This window comes from Streptomyces sp. NPDC030838, assembly GCF_055572035.1.
Genome location: NZ_JBVIED010000027.1, coordinates 1 through 23330 on the forward strand (window position 1 = coordinate 1; position 23330 = coordinate 23330).

General features: G+C 68.3%; 22 protein-coding genes. 12 read left to right on the plus strand and 10 right to left on the minus strand.

Annotated elements, in window-relative coordinates; translation table 11 throughout:
- The first annotated feature begins 172 nt into the window (after positions 1–172).
- The 3 genes from ACZ42A_RS38690 (at position 173) to ACZ42A_RS38700 (ending at position 2741) form a co-directional block, all read left to right on the plus strand.
- A protein-coding gene (locus ACZ42A_RS38690) for an IS5 family transposase (RefSeq protein ID WP_468532073.1) occupies positions 173–981 on the plus strand; the annotation gives its coding sequence in 2 pieces (ribosomal slippage) (positions 173–521 and positions 521–981; 810 coding nt in all).
- A gap of 89 nt (positions 982–1070) precedes the next feature.
- Positions 1071–1667 (plus strand): hypothetical protein, encoded by a 597-nt coding sequence (locus tag ACZ42A_RS38695; RefSeq protein ID WP_468532074.1) that lies wholly within the window; start codon positions 1071–1073, stop codon positions 1665–1667.
- Positions 1668–1898: 231 nt separating this feature from the next.
- A complete protein-coding gene (locus ACZ42A_RS38700; RefSeq protein ID WP_468532075.1) occupies positions 1899–2741 on the plus strand; it encodes an IS5 family transposase in 843 nt (280 codons plus the stop codon).
- A 14-nt stretch (positions 2742–2755) separates the two neighbouring features.
- On the opposite strand, the gene ACZ42A_RS38705 is transcribed toward ACZ42A_RS38700, so the two are convergent.
- Complete coding sequence (locus tag ACZ42A_RS38705) at positions 2756–3013, minus strand: hypothetical protein (protein WP_468532076.1); 258 nt, start codon at positions 3011–3013, stop codon at positions 2756–2758.
- Between the two features lie 226 nt (positions 3014–3239).
- Positions 3240–4289 (minus strand): hypothetical protein, encoded by a 1050-nt coding sequence (locus tag ACZ42A_RS38710; RefSeq protein ID WP_468532077.1) that lies wholly within the window; start codon positions 4287–4289, stop codon positions 3240–3242.
- An 85-nt stretch (positions 4290–4374) separates the two neighbouring features.
- On the opposite strand from ACZ42A_RS38710, the gene ACZ42A_RS38715 reads away from it, so the two are divergent.
- On the plus strand, positions 4375–4689 hold the full coding sequence (locus ACZ42A_RS38715) for a hypothetical protein (protein ID WP_468532078.1): 315 nt from the start codon (positions 4375–4377) through the stop codon (positions 4687–4689).
- Positions 4690–4913: 224 nt separating this feature from the next.
- Here ACZ42A_RS38715 and ACZ42A_RS38720 read toward each other — a convergent pair whose 3' ends face one another.
- The 3 genes from ACZ42A_RS38720 to ACZ42A_RS38730 form a co-directional block, all read right to left on the minus strand.
- Positions 4914–5417 (minus strand): hypothetical protein, encoded by a 504-nt coding sequence (locus tag ACZ42A_RS38720; RefSeq protein WP_468532079.1) that lies wholly within the window; start codon positions 5415–5417, stop codon positions 4914–4916.
- 29 nt (positions 5418–5446) lie between these two features.
- Positions 5447–6679 carry a NucA/NucB deoxyribonuclease domain-containing protein gene (locus ACZ42A_RS38725; RefSeq protein WP_468532080.1) on the minus strand — a complete coding sequence of 411 codons (1233 nt, stop codon included), beginning with the start codon at positions 6677–6679 and terminating at the stop codon, positions 5447–5449.
- Between the two features lie 594 nt (positions 6680–7273).
- Positions 7274–7459, minus strand: coding sequence for a hypothetical protein (locus ACZ42A_RS38730; protein ID WP_468532081.1), 186 nt, complete (start codon positions 7457–7459; stop codon positions 7274–7276).
- Positions 7460–7815: 356 nt separating this feature from the next.
- Here ACZ42A_RS38730 and ACZ42A_RS38735 point away from each other — a divergent pair, with 356 nt between their 5' ends.
- Positions 7816–8481, plus strand: a complete 666-nt coding sequence (locus ACZ42A_RS38735) for an HNH endonuclease family protein (RefSeq protein WP_468532082.1) — start codon at positions 7816–7818, stop codon at positions 8479–8481.
- A 271-nt stretch (positions 8482–8752) separates the two neighbouring features.
- Here the strand turns inward: ACZ42A_RS38735 and ACZ42A_RS38740 are convergent, their stop codons facing one another.
- Complete coding sequence (locus ACZ42A_RS38740; protein WP_468532083.1) at positions 8753–9307, minus strand: DUF6417 family protein; 555 nt, start codon at positions 9305–9307, stop codon at positions 8753–8755.
- 70 nt (positions 9308–9377) lie between these two features.
- A complete protein-coding gene (locus ACZ42A_RS38745) occupies positions 9378–9584 on the minus strand; it encodes a DUF6207 family protein (protein WP_468532084.1) in 207 nt (68 codons plus the stop codon).
- Positions 9585–10215: 631 nt separating this feature from the next.
- On the opposite strand from ACZ42A_RS38745, the gene ACZ42A_RS38750 reads away from it, so the two are divergent.
- Positions 10216–10635: a hypothetical protein gene (locus ACZ42A_RS38750; RefSeq protein WP_468532085.1), complete on the plus strand. Its 420-nt coding sequence runs from the start codon at positions 10216–10218 to the stop codon at positions 10633–10635.
- Positions 10636–10721: 86 nt separating this feature from the next.
- Positions 10722–11228: a DUF6262 family protein gene (locus tag ACZ42A_RS38755; protein ID WP_468532086.1), complete on the plus strand. Its 507-nt coding sequence runs from the start codon at positions 10722–10724 to the stop codon at positions 11226–11228.
- Between the two features lie 527 nt (positions 11229–11755).
- Here the strand turns inward: ACZ42A_RS38755 and ACZ42A_RS38760 are convergent.
- Positions 11756–15589: a P-loop domain-containing protein gene (locus ACZ42A_RS38760; protein ID WP_468532087.1), complete on the minus strand. Its 3834-nt coding sequence runs from the start codon at positions 15587–15589 to the stop codon at positions 11756–11758.
- Between the two features lie 139 nt (positions 15590–15728).
- The gene (locus tag ACZ42A_RS38765) at positions 15729–16031 is read right to left on the minus strand and encodes a trypco2 family protein (protein ID WP_468532088.1); all 303 of its coding nucleotides are present in this window, start codon (positions 16029–16031) and stop codon (positions 15729–15731) included.
- An 859-nt stretch (positions 16032–16890) separates the two neighbouring features.
- On the opposite strand from ACZ42A_RS38765, the gene ACZ42A_RS38770 reads away from it, so the two are divergent.
- From ACZ42A_RS38770 to ACZ42A_RS38790, 5 genes are all read left to right on the plus strand, one after another.
- Entirely contained in the window at positions 16891–17397 is a 507-nt protein-coding gene (locus tag ACZ42A_RS38770) for a DinB/UmuC family translesion DNA polymerase (RefSeq protein ID WP_468532089.1), read from the plus strand.
- Positions 17398–17515: 118 nt separating this feature from the next.
- On the plus strand, positions 17516–17755 hold the full coding sequence (locus tag ACZ42A_RS38775) for a DUF6207 family protein (protein ID WP_468532090.1): 240 nt from the start codon (positions 17516–17518) through the stop codon (positions 17753–17755).
- Between the two features lie 80 nt (positions 17756–17835).
- Positions 17836–18855, plus strand: a complete 1020-nt coding sequence (locus tag ACZ42A_RS38780; RefSeq protein ID WP_468532091.1) for an ATP-dependent DNA ligase — start codon at positions 17836–17838, stop codon at positions 18853–18855.
- 929 nt (positions 18856–19784) lie between these two features.
- Positions 19785–21590: a MobF family relaxase gene (gene mobF / locus ACZ42A_RS38785; protein ID WP_468532092.1), complete on the plus strand. Its 1806-nt coding sequence runs from the start codon at positions 19785–19787 to the stop codon at positions 21588–21590.
- Positions 21587–21934: a hypothetical protein gene (locus tag ACZ42A_RS38790; RefSeq protein WP_468532093.1), complete on the plus strand. Its 348-nt coding sequence runs from the start codon at positions 21587–21589 to the stop codon at positions 21932–21934. The genes mobF and ACZ42A_RS38790 overlap by 4 nt, the downstream gene beginning before the upstream one ends.
- Positions 21935–22423: 489 nt before the next feature.
- Here the strand turns inward: ACZ42A_RS38790 and ACZ42A_RS38795 are convergent, their stop codons facing one another.
- On the minus strand, positions 22424–22888 hold the full coding sequence (locus ACZ42A_RS38795; RefSeq protein WP_468532094.1) for a hypothetical protein: 465 nt from the start codon (positions 22886–22888) through the stop codon (positions 22424–22426).
- Between the last annotated feature and the right edge of the window lie 442 nt (positions 22889–23330).

The following is a 23330-nucleotide window of genomic DNA, read 5'->3' on the forward strand; positions in this document are numbered from 1 at the left end:
GTCAAACTCGGCATCCTCATCGAGGCTGACACCGGCAGCTTCGCCAGGAAGCAGTAGTCGACGAACACGGTGACCAGCGGCCCTGTCCCAGCCCCTTCCAGAAAGGGGCATCAGCTCACGAACCGCCCTCTAAGACGTCGTTTCTTTTGGCGGATCGTTCGTTGTTCCGTGCATGACGGATCTGGTTGAACGGTTGGTGCCGGAGGAGTTGTGGGTGTTGTTCCGGCGGGTGGTGCCGCCAACTGAGGTGAAGCGTCCGCAGGGCGGGGGCCGACGCCGGGCCGGTGACCGCGAGGCTCTCGCCGCGATCATCTTCGTGGCCACTTCGGGCTGCACCTGGAGACAGCTCCCGCCGGTGTTCGGCCCGGCCTGGCCCACGGTCTACCGGCGCTTCGCCCATTGGAGCCGGGACCGGGTCTGGGCCAGGCTCTACCGCGTCGTCCTCGACGAGCTCGGCGCCCGAGGCGAGCTGGACTGGTCGCGGTGCGCGATCGACTCAGTCAGCGTCCGGGCTGCAAAAGGGGGCCACTGACGGGACCGAATCCGACCGATCGCGGCAAGCTGGGATCGAAGATCCACCTGATCACCGATCGCAACGGACTGCCGCTGTCCCTGGGTATATCCGGTGCGAACATGCACGACAGCCTGGGCCTTGAGCCGCTCGTGCGCGGGATCCCGCCCATCCGCTCCCTTCGAGGCCCGCGCCGCCGACGCCCGGCGAAGCTGCACGCCGACAAGGGTTACGACTACGACCATCTGCGTCGGTGGCTCCGCAGCCGTGGCATCCGCCACCGCATCGCCCGCAAAGGCGTCGATTCCTCACAGCGGCTCGGCCGTCACCGGTGGGTGGTTGAGAGGACCGTGTCTTGGCTGGCCGGCTGCCGAAGGCTCCACCGCCGCTACGAACGCAAGGCCGAACACTTTCTCGCCTTCGTCGGCATAGCCGCGACCCTGATCGGCCACCGCCGACTGATCCGGTGAACCAATCGATCGGGAGCGACAGTCGGCCAGCACCGGTGGTGTGTCAGTGACGGCTCGTAGGGTGCGCTGGTATCCGACGAGGAGGTTCGATGGGCTTTTCCGGTCATCTGGTCTTTGCGCGCAGCGAGCGCCCCCTGCTGGAAGCACCCCTGTTCGGCACCACCGGTCCAGGGCTGAGGGACGACGTGTACGAGTGGCAGCCGCGACCGGGCGGCTGGCAGACCCTGCAATTGGAGCAAGGCATCTGGGAAGACGAGCACCTGCCCACCTTGGTCGATTGGACCGGCGCGCCGGCCTGCGTCGCTGATGTCTCCGACAGCAGCATCGCCCTCGTGACCGGCCTGGACACCGGCGGGCACCGCTGGCAGGCATGGCTCAACCTGGAAAACGCCGCTGCTCTCCTGGTCGAGGAACCCGAGGACGTAGACGACGTGAGCCTGTGGATAGCCACCCCGGAGTTCGAAGAAGCCATCGGACGTAAGCGTGCAGAGCTCGATGCGGAGGTGCCGGCCGACGCCGAAGGCGCTCTTCGGTGGGCTTCAGCAGCTGGTGTCCAGACCACGGAGCAGCAGTCCCGGATCGAGGAACTGCTCCGTGCACGGGAGACCTTCGTAGAGGAGCTGTTCGACGCGCTGCTGGATGAACTCGGCTTCCCTAAAGCCGCCCAGTCCTCATCGCAGCCATAAGAAACGATGTCTAAAAGAGCGTTTCATCCCAGGAAGTGTGTTCGGTGACGTTCTAGGTGGTCGACCGGCCTGGGATAGCTGCGGCAGCCGGTCGCTGCCGTGACATCTGTGGCCGATGATGACGATCGAGGGTCCGTTTCGGTCCCTTCGCTCCTGTCTGATCCCAAAGCGCCCCCACTCACTCCCGTTTGCGCCCTGCAACCGAGGGACTGTCGGCGGTACTACCGAAACATGCGCCAACGACAGCGGCCGTATCCGAGTGACTTGTCCGATGCCCGGTGGGAGTTGATGGAGCCCGTTCTGTCAACCTGGCGGGCCGAACGACGAGGCAAGGGCCTGGACATAGGCCGGCCGCCCGAGCACGATCTGCGGCGGATCATGGATGCCGTCCTCTACGTCGACCGCACCGGCATCCCGTGGAGGTACCTGCCGCACGATTTCGCGCCGTGGGAGACGGTCTACGGCTACTTCGCCGCTTGGCAGAAGGACGGCGTCTTCGATCGGCTCAACGGCGTGCTGAGGCGACTGGTCCGGGAAGCCGAGGGGCGCGACGCCGAACCGAGCGCGTGTGTGCTGGACGCGCAGAGCATCAAGACCTCCGCCAATGTGCCCGCCGCCGGCCAGGGCATCGACGCGGGCAAAAAGATCGCTGGCCGCAAGCGCCACATCGGGGTCGACACCCTCGGCCTCCTCCTGGCCGTGCTGGTAACGGCCGCGAGCGTCTCCGACAACGCTGGCGGCATACAGGTGCTCTCACAGATCGCGAACGCCCATCCGCGTGTGACCAAGGCATGGGCCGACACCGGCTACCGCACCAAGGCCATCGACCACGGCGCCCGCCTCGGCATCGACGTCGAGATCGCCCGACGCGATCCTGCCCAGAGAGGCTTCAAGGTGATTCCGCGGCGTTGGGTCGTCGAGCGGACCTTCGGCTGGCTCATGCACCACCGCCGCCTCGCCCGCGACTACGAAACCCACCCACACCGCTCCGAAGCCATGATCAAGCTGGCAATGGTCGACCTCATAAGCCGCAAACTCACCCGCGAGTCCACTCCGAACTGGCGTGACACCTGACCGTCCGCCAGCAGTCAGAGCTCGTACGGCCAGACAGTGACGTGGCCCTGTCCCACATGGACCTCGACCCACGAACCATCGGCACCTTCCGGCAGCGGTGGTTCGGCAAGGTCGAACAGGATCAGCGCGCCGCCCACTTCCAGGACAGCCCCACCGTCTTTGGCGAGGCTCAGCCGTCCACGAAAGATGATGCGGTCACCATCTTCCCGCAGCTCAGGGGCGGAAACTGGACTTGGCCAGGCATTTCCCGTCCACTCGATGCCCTCATCCACAGCCCACTCGACATGGTGTTCTCGCCCCACTGCCTCAGGAGCCCCCCGCCAGAGCACCACAGCAGTGCCCACTGCCGAGCGAACTCGGACAGACATGGGCTTTGATGGGACGGGCTGCACCGCCTCTACTTTGACCAGCACCCCGCCATCATCCTCGATCGGCTTACCAAACACCTTCGCCGGGACGAAACGCTCTTTAAGAGCTCCGTTCCTTGTCCAAGCGGGCTTAGCGGGCGGCCTTCCTCTGCAGGACCCATACGTAGTGCCACTTGCCCTGCATGCGTTTGGACCTATTGTCGGCGAATGCCTGGATGGTCGGCCACAGGCCGGTTGCACCGGCCGCGAGCGTCGCACTCGTAGCGAGCGCACCTTGGAGGGCCTCGGGGCGGACCGCAGCAAGGACGGCGCTCGTCGAACCCAGTACGGCACCGGAGCGGCTGAGGGCCCGGGAGCGGGCCGCACTGCTCATCTCAGCGGTAGCGGCATTCACCTCGTCACGGATGGAGAGCGCGACCCGTTCTAGGGCCACCTGAGAGTCGACCGCTTCCAGCGCGTCGTCGAGTTCGAGGAGCCTGGAGCGCATGAAGTCGCGGTACTGGCTGTAGGAGTCGAACTCCTCGGTGGTGACCTGTGCGAAGTCGCTGAGGCTGAGCCCGTTGATGAAGGGGAGATCGATCTCCAGGATCGGCCGGACCACCCGGCTGGCGAGGGGCTTGTTCCTCGACAGATCCACGGCGCGGCCGTGCTCCACCACGAAGTCGATGGACCGGTCACTGAACGAAGGGAGCGGACCGGCGTGCGTAGAATCCCGGTTAAGTGTCGAACTGTATCCAGAGCTGCCTTCTGTGAAGACCGGCCCGTACCAGACCAGCCCGCTACGCAGCAGAGGCTCAGCGTCCAGGAGCCACTGACCCAACTCGACAAGATCCTTGGTCACCATCCCATAGCGCCATGACCGGGTTGTGCCGTGGTCGGAGTTGGGGCCGGCTTGCGGTACCACCTCCGGAATGAACTCATGCAACTCCCCGAGTTCGTGCACCGCTCCGACGCCGTGGTCGGACAACAGCATCGTGTCCGCGACCAAGGCAACCCGCTTGGTGACGTGCGTGAAGCTCCCCATCTCTGAGGACAGCCCGACGTAGTACGGGGAGGTCGAAGCGGCCTTCGCGCTCAGGAGATGCTCGTAGTAGGACTTGAGCGTGCGGCCGTACTTGAGGGCAACGGCTTGGACAGACGCCCTCTCCGGCTCCGTGAGCAAGTCGTAGAACTCGTTCATCCGGACCGCCACGCCCCGGTTCTCCCAGGCTCGTCGCTTCTGCCACGGTCGCCATCCACGTCGGAGCATTCGCAAAGCATGATGGGTGGCCGAACACTCAGTCCAGCAGGAGAACCCCGCCCACACAAGAAATGCGGTCCGCCAACGACACCAGCAACACCTCCCACAGCGAATCTGGTTCTGCGCCCGCGCCGTCCAGCCGATCGCCCTGTACGAGCTGGGCGCCCACGCCGCCCGCGGTACCCGCCTCGCCGTCGGCACTGACCCTGGCTACCCGCGCCGACTGGACGTCCTGGAGCAGTTGCGGCTGGCCCGCCCGGATGTGACCGTCCACGACACCCTGGGAGCGACCGTTCGCGCGGCCGCTGCTCTCCTGCCCGCCCCGCCCACCAGTTCCTGACCGTTTCCGACGGGGCGTTTGCTGGATGGTGATGGGCACCTGGTCGATAGCGGCCACGACCACCAGATGGCTTTCAGAGGCACCCAGGCACAGATAGAAGAACTCGCCGGCTCCTGCTGAGCGGTGCATTTATCGGGGGCCTCTGTGATGTATCGGGGGCCTCTGTGATGACGATGCTGGCCGCCCCTGCACGGCAACGGGGCGGCCAGCGCACTCGTCGGTTCTCAGTCAGCGCGGACTGATGCACCGTAGTGGTCGGTCTGGCGGATGACTCTCACGTCGTGCGGAGGGGCAGGCCAGGCCTGGATGAGATACCACTCGGTGACCTGGTCAGGGGCGAGGTCGACAGCGGTGTCGCGGCCGCGGGCGTGGATGCGCAGCCGGTAGTCGCCAGGGCCGTGAAAGGACAGGACGGGGAGCTCTTCGTCCAAGTCGTCCATGATGCCGCGGATCATGAGCTCGCCGGAGACGGAGTGGGCGGAGAGCTCCACGATCTCCTGCCAGTTGCCGCCCTCGGGGGCGGGCTCGGTTTCGTGGAGGGTGACCGTGACGTCGACGTCGCCGGTGTGGATGCCGGTCATGACGGTGATGGAACCATCGGCGACCCGCACGAGCCCGTTGTGTCCGCGGGCGAGGTCGGGGCCAGTCGGCCCGTCCTCGTCATTGATCTCGAACTGGTGGTACTGAACAGGAACGAGTCCGGTGCCCCGTTCGACCTCGTTGCTCATCTCGCAGTCCTCCGCCAGGCGGTGGGCGCCTACTTGATCCACACCAGGAACTTGTCCTTCTCGATGATGCGGTTGTACAGATAGAAGCGGCTGAGCGCCTTGCCGCCTTCCTCGTTCTGCTTGCCGTCGATCATGCGTCGGCTGAAGTTGCCGCCGCCTGTCTTGGCACCCTGCCAGGTCGACGCGAAGGGGTATTCGTCGCACTGCTTGCCCGGCGGCCGCACCAGGCTCGACGGGCAAGCAGTGGCCCGGTTCTCCCGGATCTTGGCCTTGTCCGTCAGCCGGGTGAGGTAGCGCTTGGTGCCGTGCTTGCCCGGCAGGTTCTTGGTGTTCTGCGCGTACTCGATGTGCTGAGCAAGCTCCGGGTATTCGCCGCTCTTCGCGTAGACCATCTCCGGGATGTAGGACATCACACATCCGGTCTTGGACGTTCCCGGGAGAGCGTTGTCGCACCGCACCGGAGGTGTGGGCAGGAAGATGTCATCGCTCGGGCTGGCCCATCCGGCCTTGGTGAACCGCCACGCCGCCGTTGCCTGGCCCTCGCCTTTTTGGCCCTTGGGCGAGGTCTGGATGGTCGTGTCCAGGAAGAACTGGCCAACGGCCTCCTTGCTCGTACCCATCGACTGGGACGGGAAGGTGCTCTTGGTGACCTTGCACTTGCCGTAGCACTTGCCACTGCCGCTGGCGCTGGCCCCCTTGGCCGCACCCCAGCTGCTTACCTCCATCAGTTCGACCTGGTACGCCCACGTCTTGATGTCCCGCTTGCTGTAGGCGTAGCTGCGGACCAGGTACTTCATGCCACCGACCACGGCGCCGGTGCGCGGGTTGACCACGGTCAGTTCGGCGGGGAAGATGCCGCATCCCTTGAACCTGATGACATACCACTTGCCGTCCGCTCCGTGGTCGTCGCACCACGTCGGAGTGGGCCAGGCGTCAACCGCCGCGCGCAGCTCGGCCACCGAAGCGCTGGCGTCCCAGGACACGCACGCCACTGGGGTGTCGCTTCCCGCTGCCTTGGCATCATCCAGCCTTGCGCGGCACTGCGCTTCAGCGTCCGGTGCCCCGACCCGCGGGTCGGAAGGCAAGAACACGTCCGTTTCGCGCTCCTCCTCCCCCGGAGCCTCCGACACCGGTGCCGGTTCCCCCTCTTCTTCCGCTTCGCGCACCGGCAGGGAAATCAGGTCGTCGAGTTCCTGCGACTCCTCATCCAGGTCTTCCGGCAGCGGCACGGAAGCCGCCGTGGCCGGCGCGGTCTCCTGCACGGCCTGGACCGTTGGCCCAGACACGGGTGCCGAGCTTGTGGAAGCCTGCGCCACACTCAGGCAACTGCCCAACAGCCCCAGCGATACAGCTCCTGCGGCCAGCAGTCTCCTCGATCTCAAGTTGTGCCCCCTGTTTTGGTCAGAACAGCACGTCCACGACCGCATTGGCGTGTCCGCGCCGGGTCGACCCGATCAAAACACAGGAAACTGACAAGTAGCTTCAACTCTCATTCACCAACGGTCATTTCGCGTCACTCGCTGCTTAACGGCACCCAAAGCCCAGGCAGCGGTCGCGGACACGCCCCTGCGCCACCTCGTCCGCAGCAGTCCGGAAGCCATGCGGCGCGGGGCCGACATGCGTACATGGCCGCGGTTGATGAAAGCTGGCCGATCTTGTGCATTGCCGGTGTGGCTTTATCCGCGTCAGCGGTGGAGCGACGAGCGGTATGACCTCGGCCCGCAGCACGACGCTCTGCAGCCGCTCGCGGGGTTGGGCGCGGCCCTCCGTGAGATGCGGTCCTGCTGGCCGGACCGCTCTCCAAGATGGCGACGCTGGTGCCCGCACCGCTGCTGTCGGCGGGATCCGGTGCCGCGTCAGCGCTTGCGGCGGCAACTTCGGGCGGGGAACATCGGCGGGGCAGAGGCCGGGGCGTGGTGGCGCCAGCGGACGGAGACGTCACGGGCCATGCCAACGCCAACCTCCACCATCAGCTCCGGTTCCACCAGCGTGACGTTCAGCGTCTCCCCGCTGCCCACCCGAAGAACGACGAGCCCGTCCACGGAGCCAGGTTGTGTGACCCGGAGGGCGGGCGGGGCGGAATGCGTCTTCTTCTCCCGCCTCAGGTTGTCGAAGTGGTGAGCCTGCCCGTTACCGGTGTGGACCAGTAGGACTACCAGCGCCCGCATGGTCGCGGATCGGCCAGCCGGGCGGCGCGCACCTGCACTGCGGCGGTGTGCGCCCCTGGCAAGGGCGGCCGGCACGGCGGGATCCCGCTTCGGCCGCTGTGCCGGAGTGATCGTTTCTCCGGTGAAGCCGCTCCTCCACTCAGGTGAGAAGCCGCCGAGTGGGGTCCTCGCCACCTCCTTCAGGCCGCTATCTACGTGATCAGCAAAACCAGGTCACGAAGGGCGGCACAATGAACTCCAGGACGAAGGCCCCGATGCGGATGGCTGCGGTGGTGACCGCGGCCGCAGCGGTACTCGGTGCGGCAGGCCCGGCTGGCGCCGGCGCCGCGACGGCCGCGCAGGCTCAGGCGGGGACTCCTCTGCTGCAGGCCGTCGCGCAGCTGCCGGTCGAATCCGAGCGGCGCGAAGGCTACAACCGGCAGCGGGAGTTCGGCGACTGGATCGACGCCGACAAGGACGGCTGCAACACCCGCGCCGAAGTCCTCATCGAGGAAGCCGTCGAAGCCCCCCAGGTCGGCGATCGCTGCCGGATCAGCGGGGGCAGGTGGTTCTCCTACTACGACGGCGAATACCCCACCGACCGGATCGACATCGACCATCTGGTCCCGCTCGCCGAAGCCTGGGACTCCGGGGCCTGGCGGTGGGACAAGGCTCAGCGGGTCGCGTACGCCAACGACCTGTCCGTCGACTACCACCTCGTCGCCGTCACCGCCCGCTCCAACCGAAGCAAGGCTGACAAGGACGTCGCGGAATGGCTGCCGAACGAGTCCGTGCGCTGCCGGTACATCACCGAATGGATCGCGGTGAAGACCCGCTACGGCCTCTCCGTCGACCAGGCTGAGAAGAACACCCTCACCCAGTACGCCTCCACCTGCCCGAACACCCCACTGGCCTGAACCCGCCGCAGGATCCGGTCCCCGCTCGCGTTCACTGGACCTTAGCGCCGCACCCACGTCCGCTAGCGGGGGGGGCAACCGTTCGTGATCCGGGGCTCTAAAAGGGCATCGATGGCCGGTCGAAGAGGAGCCGTGAGGATCTGATCGACGCCTCGCCCGCGCAAGGCGTCGCCGTCAAGAAGAGCGTCGTCTGACCGCCCCGCGTGACGCCGCAGCCGGGGCCACAGAGCGCGGAGCCGTTGGCCATAGGGCGAGCACGGTCCTTCGATGATCATGGTCGGTATTGGATGCCGTACTCGCGGGCGAAGCGGTTGGCCTCGGCGGCGGATCCGGTCAGCGCGTGCAGCCAGAACCCGTAGGCGACCGATTCCAATTGCTGCGGAGTGAGGTGCAGTTGCCACCGCCCGCCCGCATGGTCGCGGCGGGCGGCGCGGACTTGGTCGGCCAAGCCCGGCGCCGGCGGGGCTTCCAGCTCGTGGACCAGGCTGACGAAGGTGCGGATTACCTCCATCTGGGACGGCAGCAGCTCGATGAGCTGATGCTCGCGGCCCGGCTCCTGGTTGGGGCTGGGGCGCCGACGGTTGTAGGTGAGGACGTCACGGCCGCGGGGGGTGAGGCGGGCCGCCCACCGCACGGGTCCGCCCGACATCGCGGACAGCCCCGCCCGCTCGGTCTGGTCGGCCAGCTCCACCATGCCCAGGTCCTGAGCCGGTCCCGCCTGCGCCAGCGACAGCAGCAGCTGCCGGTCCAGGACCCAGCCCTGGCCTGCCCGGTGCTGCTCATCGAGCACGTTCAGGACCGCGAGCACGGCCTCCCTGCCCCTCATCCACCCTCCCCATATGCCAGATGCCTAGAGGATCGACCGTAGAGGACGAAAAGCCGGCCGCCTGGGCTTCTCAGCCGAACGGGTGGCGGGGGCCGCCCGGGGCCGGTGCCTGGTGCTCTACGCCGAGTTCCTGGCGCAGGTCGAGGTAGCAGCGCAGCCGGACGCCGGGCTCACCGGCCTCCCGGACCGTACGGTTGGCCGTCACGGTCGCCCATCGTGCGGCGAGCGCGTCCTGAAACTCGAACGCCGCCTTGTCGTCGGCGGCCGCGACCTCCACGGCGACGGCCGGGCCGGCGTCGGTACGGCGCCGGGCTTCCGCGGGCGGCCGGTCAGACGCGGGTGCTGACGTAACGCACCTGTGAGCCCCACTTCTCCATCACCGGCGCCATGCACCACTGGCACAGCGGAGCGCCACCGCGGCCGTACTTGTGGGTCTTGCGCTGGCATGCGGCGCAGGGGCCGACCAGGTCTCCCGGGCAGGTCAGGGCGGAAGGGTCGGGCTCTGAGACGGGAGGTACAGCGGGCGTCGCGGTCGTCATCGTGCGGATTCCTGTCTGGGCGACGAACCACCGGTCACCCGGACACAGGATACGACCCGCCACGGCACAGACGTTCGAGCGCACTCCGGGCAGCACCGTGCGGTGCAGGAGAGAGGCCCGGGAACATCTGCCCTCCTGGTCTGGTTACGAACCGCGTGGCGGTGGAGGGGCCAGTGTCCCCGGGCCTCACCTATTGCCCACGAGGACGATCGTTCGGCTGAAGCCTCGTGGAGCCTTTCGCCGCGTAGGCGACCGCCCTTCGCGGCCACTCACACCCAGCCCCGACCGGTGCCCCTCGCCGGCTGGGGCCTTCTGCACTGTGCACCCTGGCGGACCAGCGACACCTGGCGGCAGCGGTCACCGGCTAGCATGCAGTTCGACCGGCACGGCAGCCGCGTATGGCGCCAAGCCCAGCTCGTCCTTGCCTCCGAGCACGCCCGGCGGGGCATCGGGGAGGTTCAAGTCCCCTACGGGCTGTGCACCGAACCGACCAACGTGGCGGCTGGCGGACAGGACTGCCCCGTCCGGTTCAGGTGCGTGGGATGCTCCCACTTCCGCACCGACGTCTCCTACCTCCCCGACCTGGAGGCGTACCTCGCTGATCTCCTGCGTGGCCGGGAGCGGCTCGCTGCGTTCGCGGCCGACTCCTGGGCGAAGGCCGAGGCCATGCCGTCGGACGAGGAGATCATCCGGGTCCGCCGCCTGGTCCACCGCGTCCGTGACGACCTCGAAGATCTAACCGAGGCGGACAAGCTTCAGATCCAGGACTCGGTCGCTCTCGTCCGCTGAACCCGTCGTGTCGTGGCCCTCGGACTGCCCCGCGTCGGCCCGCCCGAAGATCTCCGTCCCGAAAGGCCCACAGGATGCCCGACCCCATGATCGACGGAAAACGAGCCGACTCCGCCCGCCGCCGCGAACGCGTCCTCAAAGCCATCGACGCCGCAGTTGCCGACGGCGGAGACATCACCGTCTCCAGCCTCGCCCGCTCGGCCCGCGTGGACCGCACGTACCTCTATCGCCACCCCGACCTGCTCGAACGAGTCCACGTCGCCGCTAGTACTCCTGTCGAGAGGGGACGGATGGCGGCCGTCAGCCGAACCTCTCTCCGGACCGATCTGGCGAACGCGCTGGAAGCCAACAAGCGACTCACGGCACGGGTACGACAGCTGGAGAAACGCCTCTCGACCCAGCTTGGCGAGAACGTCTGGGCGGAATCCGGACTCGGAGCTCCGGTCGACATCGACCAACTTCAGCGCCGAATCGCCTCGCTTGAACAGGACCTTGCTGACAAGCGGGGTGAGCTCGACGAGCGGACGGAAGAGCTGCAGGCCGCCCGGGCCGCGAACCGTGAACTAACGCGGTCCCTGAACCAACGGCCCTGACCCGTTGCTGAGGTCACGGCGTGGTTTTCCCGGGGACCTGCCGACCCCCGGGAAACGCCAGCCACAGACCTCGAAGTCCGGGTGCCTACTGCTCGGAGAAACGGCTGTCCAGCGAGCTGGGAAAGCAGGCATGGCGGGAGTCAGGGCTGGGCGTGCCCACCGACATCGACGAGCTCCAACGTCGGCTCACCAGGTTAGAGCGCGCATCGTCGAGCTGAGCTGCTCTGGAGGAGTCACAAGCGGATCTGGGCGCCGCCCGGGAAGCCAACCGCGAACTGACCAGGGCGCTCAACCAGCGCGGGCAGGCAGGCACCACTGCGACGTGACCCGGCCTGACCGGGCACCGGCGACGCCGGGGCCCGCATCCATGTCGTGTGGAGATCAGTTGCTGCAGTCGAACCCAGGGCGGCAGCCGCACGCGTCGCCCTCGGCGCCGAGTGGGCAGAGCCGCCGTCGGCCCCATACGACCCAGCCGCCTGGGCGTCGTGGACCAGCGAACTGCATGTCCGCGACGGAGTCGGGTGGCCTCACTCAGCGAGCAAGGTCCATGCGGTGACAGTTCCTGCCCACTCGCCGATCACAAAGCCCAAGGTGCCGGTGTTCGGCTGCGCCATGCTGGCCGAGGTGATCAAGCCATCTGTATGCGTCCGGATACATCTCGCTGATTCGAGATCCCAAACCGTTACCTCGCCGCCGCTGCAGCTGATCCCCCAGCATCCATCTGGGCTAATGGCTACTGCCCTCACCCAATCGGCGGCTGGCAGTGATCGGTTCATGGGCTCTTCCCCAGAGAGGTCCCACAGCAACAGTTCGCCGGCACCGCCGGGCCCTTCGCCGCCACCAGTCAGCGCTCGCCGGCCGTCAGAACTGACAGCCACAGATGCAATGCCTGTTGCTGTAGGGATTGACAGCGGTCGATGCGTCGATTCGGGGGTGGTCAGATCCCACAGCAGCACCTCCCCAGATTCCTGGAATGGGGAGTGGGTGCCAGCAACAACCCGCTGGCCGTCGGCGCTGATCACCACAGCTTCGACCCCGCGGTCGAGTAGCAATTGGCTGGTGGGATGTTTGACAGACAGATCCCACAGCAGAACCTCGTCGCTGCTGGACACTGCGCGCTGGCCGTCGCCGCTGATCGCCGCCGCTTGAACCTTGCTGGCATGCCCAGCCAGTGGCTGGCTTCGCGGGTGTTCACTGGATAGATCCCACAGCAGCAGTTCAGCAGTATCTCTGTACTTGGGGCCGCCGCCGCTAAGCGCCCGCTGGCCATCAAAGCTGATCGCGACTGCTTGAACCTCGAAAGCGTGGCCAGCGAGCGATTGGGTTCGCGGCTGCTCGCCGGACAGGTCCCACAACAACAGCTCGCCGGATTCGCTGTACACGTCGCCGCCCCCGCTGACGGCGCGCTGGCCATCGCCGCTGATCGCCACCGCGCGAACCCAGCCCGCGGGGCCGGGCTGTGGTTCGATCGTCGGCTCCTCGACGGTGAGATCCCACACCAACATCTCTGCGGCGCTGCCGCTGACGGCCAAACGGTTGTCAGCGCTGATTGCCACTGCCTCGACCTCGCGGGTGTGGCCCACCAGGGATTGGCTTGTGGGCTGATTGCCGGATAGATCCCACAGCAGCAGTTCTCTACCACTGCCGCTCGCTGCACGTTGACCGTCGGGACTGATGGCCACGGCCGAGGCTGGGCGAGTGTGGCCGGGCATCTGCTGGCTGGTCGCGCCGAACAGATCCCACAGCAGCAGCTCCCCGTTGCCGCCCTTGTCGCCCCCTGCGCTGATAGCCCAAGCGCCATCAGCGCTGATCGCCACGTGTCTGACGGAATTCGTCGCGACAGGAAGTGACTCTTTGAAATTACCGTCGGTTGCAAGACTCCACAGCAGCAGCTCGGGAGTTCCCAGGTTATCCGCAGCGCTGATCACGCGGCGACCATCGGCGCTCATCGCTGCCGATCGAACCCAGCTGTTCTCGTCGATGGGCAGTGGCATGTAATCCGCTAGCTCCAAATCCCAAAGCACCAAGGTGCCACCGCCGGTCATCCCTAGCAGCCCGTCATCACTGATGCTCACCGACCATGTCCACTCAAGGTCGGGGAACCTGATGCTGACTGGAGGATCGTCGCTGAGATCGAACAAGAACAGCTTCCCAAGGCCATCACTATGGCTAGCCGTGAGAGCCCACTGGCCGTCGGGCGTGAGTGCCACCGCTGTGACGCGGCTGGTGTGTCCCCGGAGTGGCTGGCTCGTCGGCTGCTTGCCAGAGAGGTCCCACAGCAGGAGTTCTCCGGGTCTGCCACTGACTCCGCCGCCGGAGACTGCTCGTCGGCCGTCAGCGCTCAGGGCCACTGCCCCGACGGCAACTGGTACCGCATGAAGTAGAGCCGGTGATGCGCGTCCGGTGGTCCAGCGCGGAATGACTTGGGGTGAGAGCAGGTCAGCCAGCCGTTGCTGAGCTCGCTGGGCCAGTTCAGCTTCTTCCAGCCGAAGGAACTGGGCTCCCAACTGCCGGGTCACATAGCCGGACTCGTGGATGGGGTCGCCGGGCTGCAGGTGATGGGCCTGCTGACCAATGCTGCGACTGAGCCCGGTCAGATTGGGGTCCACGTTGCTTGCACTGCGCGCTGTGATGAGAACTTGGTCCACCCCGAGCCGGGCGATTGCCACGTCGAGGTAGCCGAAGTCGCTCACGAGATCATGTAGCTTGGCCGGCTGGTGTCTCGCGAGCATGTCGGGATAGCTGTCAAGCAGGTACGACGGCGTCTCTTCGGGCCAGCCAGCCTCCCGATAGCGGTTCGTCCACTGCTCTAGGTGGTGGCGGTAGTGATCCAGTTCCTGCGCTAGCCGCTTCGCGCTGCCGCTGCGGAGCTGATCATGAGCGAAGACGTAGCGGGAATGGGAATGGGACAGGTCACCGACCGGCTCCAGCACCCGTGCGACCTCGTCAGTCACTAGGCGCTGGATTCGGTAATGCCGCGACGAGTGGCCGGCGAAGCGGGTGAGCTCGACAAGGTCGTCGATGCTCAATGCGCCCTCCGCTGCCGCGAGCAGGCCGATGCAGTCGAAAGCCATTTCGTCGTGCCGATCCAGGAGCAACTCGAGCTCGTTCTGGGCTGCCTCGGCAAGTCGGGCGGCGTACGGGCTGTCCGGTAGCTCCCTTGGCCGAACTTCGCGCAGAGGGCTGTCAGCATCGACGTCGGCGGGCAGCTGGTAGTTGCGCCTACTGGTGATCAGGATGTGTGCGTGTTCACCAACCATGGTGGGGATCAGCGCGGCTACGCTCGGTCGGCCAAGGCTCCGACTGACATCCTCGTCGATCCCGTCAATGACGAGCAACAGGTGTCGACTCTTCTGTGCGGCCTGCTCGACGGCACGCCGCCACATACCGATGAAGGCGTCTGGATCGTCAGCTGGCTGTGGTGGCTCTTCTCCCAGGAGCCAGGCGAGTTGGTTGCCGACCACTGTGGTGAACCGCCCCGAGTGGGCATCGGACAGGCGACGAATCAGAAAGTATGCGACGCAGTCCACGTTCGGCGGGCAGTTGTTGATCAAGTGCGCGGTTAGTGCCGTCTTGCCAGCCCACGGCCCACCAGACAGCCACTCGTATCCCCGGCTGCTAGTCGCGAATCTGGTTAGCTCCGTCAGCCAGTGCTCGCGGTCAAGCAGTACCGGAGTCCTCCGGATTAGCTCCCTGATTCGTTCGTGATAGGCAGGCAGAGGCTCGGGCCGAGGCAGTCGGACGAGGTCAGCTGCGTCGGCAACTCCGAGCTCGTGCCACCAGCGATCTGCCACGCTGGCGGGGAGCATGTTGAGAGAGGTGATGGGAACCAGCGTCAGCGAGGAGCTGCCTTCTGGCCGGTAATGCTCACTGATCACGCCGAGCGCTCGGTACTGCCGCTGGTCGGTCACGAAAACCACCGCGCCAGAGATGCCCTCCCATGGCGACCCCGCGATGCTCGCCTCCGGCAGGGGCTCAGGAGCTGCCGTGACCTGCAGCTCTAGCATGCCAGAGACCAGGTTCGACCCAGGCGGGATGTACCCGTGAAGATGAGCGGTGTCGCGCAGCGGCCGGTCTGCGGAGGACCTCCGCAGTGCGGCTGTGCTCCTGAACTTTTCCTTAAACCGTGGGAAGCCGATCGTGCCACAGCCCATCAACGGCGTAGGGCTATCCCTGTCCACCTGAGCGAAGGCGATCTGGGGTGTCTGATCTTCTGTGAGGTCGGAGTCGAGGATCTCCAAGATCGCCAGGTCGGGATCATCCGGCCCATTGGTAAGAATGACCTGCGCGGTGTACTCACGGCCGTCCAGACAGCGGATGAGGAGTTGTTCACCCTCACTCGGTGCGTTGCGGTAGTCCACGTTGTGGGCAGCGGTAAGTACCTTCCGCGGGCCCATCAAGTATCCGGAGCCCACCGTCCACCGCGGACTGATGTGCGCACCGCGATCGTGAATCACTTCCACAGCGCCAACCACTACCGCTCCTCTCCGGCGCGCCGCCTCAGGGCTTCTCGTCGGAGCCGCGTTGGACCTTTACTGGCCTGCCGTGGTCGTCCACTGGTGTGCCTAGCGTGACAGTCACCTTCTGGATCTCCTCGTTGCGGTAGTCGGCCGAGCCGCCCAGCTCCACGATCCAGAACCTCACCCCTGCCTTACCGCCAGCCTTCTTCTCGACCGCAACATTGAACTCAAGCTGCACTCCATTTACCGGGAATTGAAGGGTTGAAGCTGAGCCAGCAGTGATCGCTGAAGCGAGCTCAGCCCGTACCGCCTCGATGGTCTCCGCCAGTCCGATGCGTTCCACAGAGCACCTCCAGTGAGAAATCATCTGATACTGGCAGAAATATGTCATGTGTCCCTTATAGCTAGCGGATGGGTGAGTCACGAGCGGGCCGGAGTTTCGCAGCGTGCGCACACGCCCGTGTATCTCCCGGTCGGAATGTCGGCCCGGTGGCGTCCGCATCCTGCTCGCTGCTTGGATCGCGGCCGACCGGTACTTCGCCCCCGTCCCGTCGTCGCGAGAGCCCTCAGCCGCTGGGAGCACATCCTGTTGCCCATCGTCCTGATCGGCATCGGCTCGCTCATCCTTGAGAGTGGGGCGTTCGGCTGTAAGGGCCATTAACGTCAGAGCGGCGGCACCGGATGGTGCCGCCGCTCGGCGTTTTTCGTCTCCTACTGCGCCGGGAGCGCGGCGTTCCACCCAGGGTGTGGGGACACCGCTGATTCGCTCGATCCGGCGATAGCACCACATCTGTTGCGCACGCTATCGTCCTCCGTATAGCCGCTGAGCTGCACCGATCATTGCTGATACGCGTTGCACCACAGTTCTCCCCCCAGAGAACGCGCCCCGACGCCCACCGGCTCGGCGAAGTCCTGCGGATCCGCACGATCTCCCGTCTCGGCGTCGACGTCCGTGTCGGCATCGGCCCGTCCATCACCGTCGCCGCCACCGCCTCCGGCCGGATCCCGCACCCGGCGGCGTCCTCACCATCGGTCCCGAGCAGGTCACCGACTGGCTCGCAAACCTCCCGGTCGACGCCCTGCACGGCATCGGCCGGCACCAAGCCGCTGTCCTGCGCGACTACGGCATCCACACCGTCGGCCTGCTCGCAGCCGTCCCCTCGGCCACCGTCCAGCGCCTCCTCGGCGGCCGCCCCGGTCGCGTGGCCGCCGACCGCGCCCGCGGCATCGACCCCCGCCCCGTTGTCCCCCGCGCGCTCCCTGCCTCCGCCACCGTCCGCTGCTCCTTCGACCGGCACGCCCTTGACGGCGCCCTCGTCCGTGCCGCCCTCCTCGACCTCGTCGTCCAGCTTGGCGTACGGCTGCGCCGCCGTGGTCAGGCCGCCCGCGCCCTGACCCTCACCCTGCGCTTCGCGGGCGGCACCTCATGGGAGAAGACCCGCCGCCTGGCGGAGCCGTCCGCCCACGACGACGACCTGCGCCAAGTGGCCTACCAGCTGATGGACTCCGCCGGCCTGCAACGCGGCCGCCTCACCGGCATCGCCCTGCGCGGCGAAGACCTCATTGACACCAGCCAGGTCGCCCAGCAGATCAGCCTCGACGACACCCGCGAAGCCCGGCTGCTGGCCGAGAAGGCCGTGGACCGCGTGCGCGACAAGTACGGCCCCGCCGCCATCGGGCCGGCCGCGGTGTTCCGCCGCGCTTCCTGAGGCGGCGGCAGGAACGGCGCGGCATCACCGGGCTGTGCCGGGTGATGCCGCCGTACACGGCCGGGTGAACATGCCGCGCGGGGAGAACGCCGGCCGCGGGCTGGCCGTCGTTGTGGACATGAGGCCGATCAACGAAGTGCACATCGCGGAGCCGGGGCTCGTCGCGGTGGAGATCGCGGCAGCCGACGACGCGACGGCGTTCGCGTTCCAGGAGGCGATCGCCGGCCGGTGGGCGACCGCGATGGCGGACCGCACGGTGCGGGTGCCCGGCGAGCCCGGAGTCCGGCTGCGCTGCTACCTCGACCTGCGCCAGGAACTCGACGCCGAGCACCCGAGCTCGGGCAGGCGGCCGCTGTGAGACCCGCTGGCCGGGGACCAGGGGAGTCCGGACGGCGCTGTCGGGTCGCGGGCGCGGCGGCTGGGCCGTAGACCGGACGTATGGTGCTGCGGCCGCCGGTGGACCCGATGCTGGCGCAGGCCCGTGACACGGTGCCCGCGCCGAGCGCGCTGCCAGGTGAGCTGCGACTTCAGCCGAAGTTCGACGGCTACCGGGCGCTCGTCTTCACCCCGTGGCCGGGGCCCGGCCCGATACTGCTGCAGTCCCGCCGCGGCAGCCTGATGCAGGCCCGCTTCCCCGACCTGGTCCGTGCCGCCGAGCAGCAGCTGCCCGGCGGCCTGGTCCTCGATGGTGAGCTGGTCGTGTGGGCGGCTGACCGGATGTCGTTCGACGCGCTCCAGCGGCGAGCGGTCTCCAGCGGCCGGACCGCCGCCCGCCTCGCCGCGGAGATGCCGGCGCACTTCATCGCCTTCGACGTCCTCCAGATCGACGGCCAGGAGCTGCTGCACGTCCCGTACGGCGAGCGGCGCGCACAGCTGGAGCAGCTGTTCGCCGACCGAGGGCTGAGTGCCCCATGGACGCTCTGCCCCGAGACCACGGATGTGGCGACGGCGCAGGAATGGTTGACCTCCTGGACGCAGGTGCCCGGCGTCGAAGGTCTGGTGATCCGGGGGAGTGGGCAGCGGTATCTGCCGGGAGCCCGCGCGCTCTACAAGGTGCGCCGCCGGGACACCACCGAGGCGGTGATCGGCGCGATCACCGGCACCGTGCGCGAGCCGCAGACGCTCGTGCTGGGCCGCCTCGACGAGGCCGGGGCGCTCCGACCGGTCGGCCGCAGTACGCCGCTTCGGCCGGACGCCGCGCGCGACCTGGCCGAGCGGCTGACGCCAGCAGGCCCCGGACATCCGTGGGAAGGCGTGCGGTTCACGACCTCCTGGGGGTCGCGCACCCCGCTCGACGTCGTGCTGGTCGAACCGGTGCTGGTCGCCGAGGTCATGGTGGACACGGCACTGGAGCGCGGATCCTGGCGGCACCCGGTGCGTTTCGCCCGTCTGCGGCTGGACGTCGCCGTCACCGATGTCCCGCCCTTCGGAGCGGGCGCCCGGCCCGCCAGCGGATGACTTCCCCTCCCGTCCAGCGGAGCGCCTGCTGGTGCAACCGCGTCCAATGCGGTGCCGCAGCGTCACGGGCCGGTGAGGATGTCGTGCGTGCCGATCCGGCGCCACACGACGTGGCAGGCGCCCGGTATCTGTTCCGGTCCATACTCCCACTCGCACGGCTGTTGCCGTCCCAGGTGAGCTCGTAGACGCCGGGCGCGCGGCGCACCCCCTTGATGCGGAGGCCGGCGCGGAACGGGCGTCCGGTGCGCAGGTCGTCGACGAAGGCGGCCACGGCTTGGCGGAAGGCGCGGCGCTGTTCGGGGGTGAGGCGGTGATGGTCGGCGGTGAAGCGGGGCAGGGCCTCGTACGTGGGCACGGCGAACTCCTCCAGGAAACACGAAGCCCCCGGCCGGGCGGCCAGGGGCGCTGGTAGCTGTTCGTGGTGAAAGGCGTCGGTGACGTGGTGCTCAGTCGTGGGTTGTCGGGGGAGTGGCGCGCTGGTGTTCGCTCAATGACGGTGGAGTCGGTTGCATGGCGATTCCGGGGCTGGTGGGGCTCGTGTGGTCGCGGCGCAGCATTCGCACGGTGTTCTCAGGCGTCGTCGCCGGGGAGCGGCGGCATCTCCTTCCTCCAGCGGTCCGGTTGGAGCACGTGGCAGCCGACGGGGCACCAGCGGTCCTTGACGTGCTCTCGCTGAGGGAAGGGCGATTGGGCGCTGAGGACCAGGTACACCAACTCCTTGGTGTCGCGCGGCAGAGGGGACAGGCGATTCCGGCCCGGATGATTTCCATGCACGGGAGAGTGAACATGGCGGTGGCTTACCGTCTCGGGCTGGACGGGCGGCCCGCCTGGCGGGCGCTCCAGTAAAGATCTGGTGATGGCCTCCCGCCCGGCGGGAAGAACCCGTGATCGCGCTTTTTTGCAGGTCAACGCCAGGGTTCTATGGCCCGATGATCAGCAAAGCGGAGGTCCGCCCGGGGAATGGGTGGCGCTACCTCTTCCGCGGCGTGATGGTCGGCGACGGCCAACGTCCTGCGGGCACGCCGCTGCGCGCCGCCCAGGACGAAGCCGGTGTCCCGCCCGGAATCTGGAAGGGCGAGGGCCTGGCCGCGGTCGGCCTCACGGCTGGGGACGTGGTGACCGAGCGGCAGGCCGAACTGCTCCTGGGGGAAGGCCGGCACCCGGACGCCGACCGGATCGAGCGCGAGCTCCTGGCAGCAGGCAAGAGCCCGAAGCAGGCCCGGCGGGCGACCGTGCTGGGCAGGCCCATCGAACACAACCGGTCGCCGAAGACCGACAAGGCCAAGGAGCGGACGCCCTGGCTGGGTATGGACCTGACGTTCCGGCCGCCACCGACGGCGCACATCGCGTGGGCGCTCGCGGATTACGAGACCCGCCTGGTGCTGGAGCTGTGCCAGGACATCGCCCGGGACAAGACGCTGGCGTGGCTGGGGAAGTCGGTCGCGCAGATCCGCTGGAAGGGCGGCGGCAAGCGCCGCGCCCGGGTCAAGGACGGGCTGATCGTCGCGGTGTTCCGGCACTACGAGTCGAGAGCCGGCCAGCCGCTGCTTCACGATCACGCGGTGGTGTCGATCCGCGCCCGGCGGCCAGACGACAAAGGGACGTGGGGCAACCTGTCGGCGGACTCGCTGCTGGCCCACATCGTCGCTGCCGACACCCTCTACACCCTCTACTTCATGGAGGAGGTGTCCGCCCGGCTCGGGTGGGCGTGGGAGCCGCGCGAGGTGACGCCCGGCAGCCGGCCGGTCATGGAGATCGCGGGCATCGACCAGCGGCTCATCGGCTGGCAGTCGACCCGCCGCCAGCAGATCGAGGACGCGCTGCCCGTCCTCACCGCCAAGTACGAGGAACGGCAGGGGCACCCGCCGGGGGAGCGGGCCGCCTATGCGCTGGCTTGCCAGGCCGCCGACCAGACGCGGCCTCCCAAGCGCACGGAGCTGCTGTCGCTGACCGAGCTGCGCAAGCGATGGCGCACCTCAGCGATCCGGGCCTACGGCGCCGACGTCGTCGACCGGCTGGCGGAGCGGGCGCGGGCTGCGGCCGTGGCGGTGTGGGCGCGGGTGCGGCCGGTGGTCGACATAGCGCTGGCGGCCGTCGACGTCGTCGCCGTGGTGTACGTGATGCGCGGCGCGTTCAAGCGCCACCACCTGCTCGCCGAAGCCCGCCGCTACCTCTCCTACGTCCTGCGCGGCCGGCCCCACCAGGCGGGCCTGGACGAACAGATCGTGCAGACAGTCGTCGACGACTACACCCGCCCGGCCAGCCGACGGATGATGACCGCCGACCTGCGCGCCCTGTACCCGCGCGACACCGAGGACCAGGCCGTGCTGCGCCCACTGACCCGGAAGCGGTCCGCGCCCCAGTACGAGCGGGCCCGCCTCGCCGCCAGCGCCCTGGCCACCCGGGTCCATGCCGTGCGGCGTGCGGAGCGCCTGAGCTCCCGCACCCGGCCGCGCGCCGTCGCCTTGCCCGCCGCCTCGAGGTCGCACCCGCGGCCGTTCCACTCCGACCGGGAGGCCGTCCGCGTCCTGGAGCAGGAGACCGGCGTCGACACGGTGGAGCAGACCCGCCGGACCCTTGAGGCCGCCGCCGCCAAGCTCCAGGACGGCATCCGGGAGCGCGCCGTCGCCCACGGCCCCCGACCGCAGCCCGCCCCGGCGACGGCCCCGCCGCCGCACACCCAGCAGCCCGGCACCCAGCACACGCCGGGCCGGACCACAGGAGGAGTCGCGTGAGCACCCCGGAAGAACAACCCAGCCTTGATGACGCCCTCGCCCGCGCCCGCGCAGCCGCCAAGGACATATCCGCCGCGCTCGACGAGGACCAGGAGCCCGAGTCCGATGAGCCCCTGGGGTGGCAGCCGATCTGGAAGCGCCCCCGGACGCCGAAGTCGAAGGCGGCGAAGAAGCAGGAGCTGCGCAAGCAGCGGCGGCGACTCCAGGACGCCGGGAAGCGCCGCCTCGCCGCCGCGCAGTCGCGCCGGCCCCGGTCCCGGCAGAACCGGATCGGTAACGCGGCCGCGCGCCGCGATGCCCGTGCCCTGTCCCGGGTGCGACACTCCACCGCCTGGCTGTGGTGACGATGCCGGGCATCGTCCACCGAGTGGAGCCCACGATGTTCTGCATCCAGTGGTGATGCACGACATCGGGTGGACTCCACTCAGTGGACTCCACCCGATGGGATCCACCGAGTGGACTCCACTCCGGTGCGTCGGATGACGATGCACGCCACGTGGTGCGCACCGCGATGTCCGCCACCGCATCCGGCGGCGCACCACCCGACGATGCCCGGCACTCTCGCGCGCGCCCAGTGCGCCGCACCCGATGTCCCGCACCGCACCTGTGCGCCCACCGCCGACCGACCCCTTGACCGGGTGCGGCCGGTGGCGTGCGCTACCCCTTGACCAGGTCCGCCACCGAGGACGTTTCCCCTTGACACAGCCCCTTACGGCTGGCGATCAGGTCGTGGTCAAGGGGGTGTGTGATAGGGGAGCCCGCCCAGCCGTGGCGCGCGCCCGGTGCGGCGGCGATGCGGTGCGTCGCGCGGCGGTGGCGCGCATCGGGTGCGCCTACACGATGGTCAGGCGCACCGGGTGCGAGCCGGCCGGTGCGGGGTGGGCATCGAGGGCCTGGCCCACTCCGACTGCCTCCAACTGGCGCAGAATGTCGGCGACGTCCTCGTGGTCCTCGGTGAGGAACTGCGCGGCGAAGTCGATGACGGCGCGGGCGATGCCTTCCGCCGTGTCCGGTCCGGCCTGCGCCCAGGTCCGCAGCGAGGTCACGAAGACGCGTCCGAGGGGCTCCAGGGCGAAGGTGTCCGCGCACGGCTCGCCCGCCTCCGGGCCGGGCAACGCGGTGACGGGGACGACGATCCGTTCGACGACGTCGACGAGCAGCTCGGGCATCCGCGGCTCGCCGCTGGCGAACTCGCGGGCGGCTTCGACGTCGTCGGCCTGGACGGCCCGGAGGTAGCTGAACGCGCTGATGGCCGCGTCCGGGCTCATCGGGGCGAGCGGCATGTTGGTGGTGGGCATGATGGCTCCTCACGTACGGGGCGCCGCGCCGATCGCGGCGGCCTCATAAGCGATCTTCAGAGCAGATGCCTGTGGATAGATTCCGCGCACCGACGGTGAGCGGACTCGCCTGGCCGGCGCCTGCGTTACCCCTTGTCCAGTTCCGCTACCTGCGACATTCCGACCATTCTGGTGGGGAGGAATCTCCGTCCCGGCACGCTGCGCGATGTCCCGGCGGCCGGGGCTCCGGACTCTGCTCGCCGTCTCGCTCGGGTCGACGGCCGCCTTGTCCGCGCGCTGCTCCCGACACCCCCGCAGAACCGCGGTCTTCTCAACTCGAAGCTGCAGACCTCTACCTGTAGCCGGCGCCGGGGGGGGGGGGGGGGGGGGGGGGGGGGGGGGGGGGGTAGGGGGGGGGGGGGGGGGGGGGGGGGGGGGGGGGGGGGGGGGGGGGGGGGGGGGG

What these genes read in the sequence shown, in the direction of transcription:
- ACZ42A_RS38695 (WP_468532074.1), top strand. Translation starts at nt 1,071, where the DNA reads ATGGGCTTTTCCGGTCATCTGGTCTTTGCGCGCAGCGAGCGCCCCCTG.
- ACZ42A_RS38700 (WP_468532075.1), top strand. Translation starts at nt 1,899, where the DNA reads ATGCGCCAACGACAGCGGCCGTATCCGAGTGACTTGTCCGATGCCCGG.
- ACZ42A_RS38710 (WP_468532077.1), bottom strand. Translation starts at nt 4,289, where the DNA reads ATGAACGAGTTCTACGACTTGCTCACGGAGCCGGAGAGGGCGTCTGTC.
- ACZ42A_RS38720 (WP_468532079.1), bottom strand. Translation starts at nt 5,417, where the DNA reads ATGAGCAACGAGGTCGAACGGGGCACCGGACTCGTTCCTGTTCAGTAC.
- ACZ42A_RS38735 (WP_468532082.1), top strand. Translation starts at nt 7,816, where the DNA reads ATGAACTCCAGGACGAAGGCCCCGATGCGGATGGCTGCGGTGGTGACC.
- ACZ42A_RS38740 (WP_468532083.1), bottom strand. Translation starts at nt 9,307, where the DNA reads ATGAGGGGCAGGGAGGCCGTGCTCGCGGTCCTGAACGTGCTCGATGAG.
- ACZ42A_RS38750 (WP_468532085.1), top strand. Translation starts at nt 10,216, where the DNA reads ATGCAGTTCGACCGGCACGGCAGCCGCGTATGGCGCCAAGCCCAGCTC.
- ACZ42A_RS38755 (WP_468532086.1), top strand. Translation starts at nt 10,722, where the DNA reads ATGATCGACGGAAAACGAGCCGACTCCGCCCGCCGCCGCGAACGCGTC.
- ACZ42A_RS38775 (WP_468532090.1), top strand. Translation starts at nt 17,516, where the DNA reads ATGAGGCCGATCAACGAAGTGCACATCGCGGAGCCGGGGCTCGTCGCG.
- ACZ42A_RS38780 (WP_468532091.1), top strand. Translation starts at nt 17,836, where the DNA reads ATGGTGCTGCGGCCGCCGGTGGACCCGATGCTGGCGCAGGCCCGTGAC.
- mobF (WP_468532092.1), top strand. Translation starts at nt 19,785, where the DNA reads ATGATCAGCAAAGCGGAGGTCCGCCCGGGGAATGGGTGGCGCTACCTC.
- ACZ42A_RS38795 (WP_468532094.1), bottom strand. Translation starts at nt 22,888, where the DNA reads ATGCCCACCACCAACATGCCGCTCGCCCCGATGAGCCCGGACGCGGCC.